The sequence below is a fragment of the Streptomyces sp. MnatMP-M17 genome (genome assembly GCF_900091995.1).
Lineage (GTDB): Bacteria > Actinomycetota > Actinomycetes > Streptomycetales > Streptomycetaceae > Streptomyces.
Genome location: NZ_FMDK01001082.1, coordinates 1 through 1546 on the forward strand (window position 1 = coordinate 1; position 1546 = coordinate 1546).

A 1546-nucleotide genomic window follows, 5' to 3' on the forward strand; every position below is an offset into this window, starting at 1 on the left:
GTCGGCCGCGAGCCTGGCCTCACCGAGCGCGGAGAGCGCGGCGGCTCGGGCACCGGGCGCGGGCGCGTACTCGGCGCGGGCGCGCAGCGCGTACAGCGCGCCGAGACGGTCATGGGCGGCGAAGAGGGCCCGGGAGAGAGCGAGGGCGGTGCGGCGCTCGGGCACGGAGAGATAGCGGTTACGGCTGGAGAGCGCGAGGCCGTCGTCCTCACGGACGGTCGGTACGCCGATGATCTCGACCGGGAAGTTCAGATCGCGGGCCATCCGGCCGACCAGCGCGAGCTGCTGGGCGTCCTTGCGGCCGAAGAAGGCGGCATCGGGCCGGGTGAGGTGCAGCAGCTTGGCCACGACGGTGAGCATTCCGTCGAAGTGGCCGGGCCGTGAGGCGCCTTCGAGCCGCTCGCCCATGGGGCCCGCGGCGATGGTGACCTGAGGGGCACCGCCGGGATAGACCTCGTCGGCGGACGGCGCGAACACGGCGTCGGCGCCGGCCGCCTCGGCGATCTTCAGATCGGCCTGGAGCGTGCGCGGATACCGTTCGAGGTCCTCTCCCGCGCCGAACTGGAGCGGATTGACAAAGACGGTGACGACGACGAAGCCCGTGGCTCCGACATGGGCGCGGGCCGCCCGTATCAGGCTCGCGTGCCCTTCGTGCAGCGCGCCCATGGTCATCGCGACGGCGGTGGGACCGCCGCCCGTGTGCTGATCGAGCAGCCGGTCCAGCTCGGCGCGGGTGGCGGCGAGTGCGAGGCTCATCGGGCGCCACCGCCGGTGCCTCCGCCACGGGTGTCGCCGAGGCTGTCGCCGTCGGCGAGGACATCGAGGAGGTCTTCCGCCAGCTCCGCCTTGAGCAGTCCATGTGTCAGCGCGCGGTCCGCGGTCGTACGGGCCATGGCGAGATATCCGGCGACGGCGCCCGGCGCGTGCTTGCGCAGCTCGGCGACGTGCGCGGCGACCGTGCCCGCGTCACCGCGCGCGACCGGGCCGGTCAGGGCGGAGTCACCGGAGCGCAGGGCATTGTCCAGAGCGGCGCCCAGCAGCGGGCCCAGCATCCGGTCCGGCGCGGCGACACCGGCCGTACGGAGCAGCTCCATCGACTGTGCGACCAGCGTGACCAGGTGGTTCGCGCCCAGCGCCAGCGCCGCGTGGTAGAGCGGACGCGACTCCTCGGCGATCCACTCGGGCTCGCCGCCCATCTCGATGACCAGGGCCTCCGCGGCCAGGCGCAGCTCCTCGGGCGCGGTGACGCCGAAGGAGCAGCCGGCCAGCCGCTGGACATCCACCGAGGAGCCGGTGAAGGTCATGACCGGATGCAGGGCGAGCGGCAGGGCACCGGCGCGCAGGGCCGGATCGAGCACCCTGGCGCCGTACCGTCCCGAGGTGTGGACGAGGAGCTGTCCCGGCCGTACGGCACCGGTCTCCGCGAGCCCTTCCACCAGACGCGGCAGCGCGTCGTCGGGAACGGTCAGCAGCACCAGCTCGGCGCGGGCGAGGACCTCGGCGGGCGTGACCATCGGGACGTCGGGAAGGAGGGCCGCCGCCCGCC

At 74.0% G+C, this 1546-nt stretch carries 2 protein-coding genes; both read right to left on the reverse strand.

Going from position 1 to position 1546, the window contains the following annotated elements; translation table 11 throughout:
* Positions 1 to 756: pantoate--beta-alanine ligase (panC, locus tag GA0115259_RS36190; protein WP_093604689.1), on the reverse strand; the 756-nt coding region annotated here is incomplete at its 3' end.
* Positions 753 to 1546, reverse strand: a 794-nt coding sequence (locus tag GA0115259_RS36195; protein WP_093604691.1) for a Rossmann-like and DUF2520 domain-containing protein, incomplete at its 5' end; no start/stop codon positions are given. The genes panC and GA0115259_RS36195, both read right to left, overlap by 4 nt.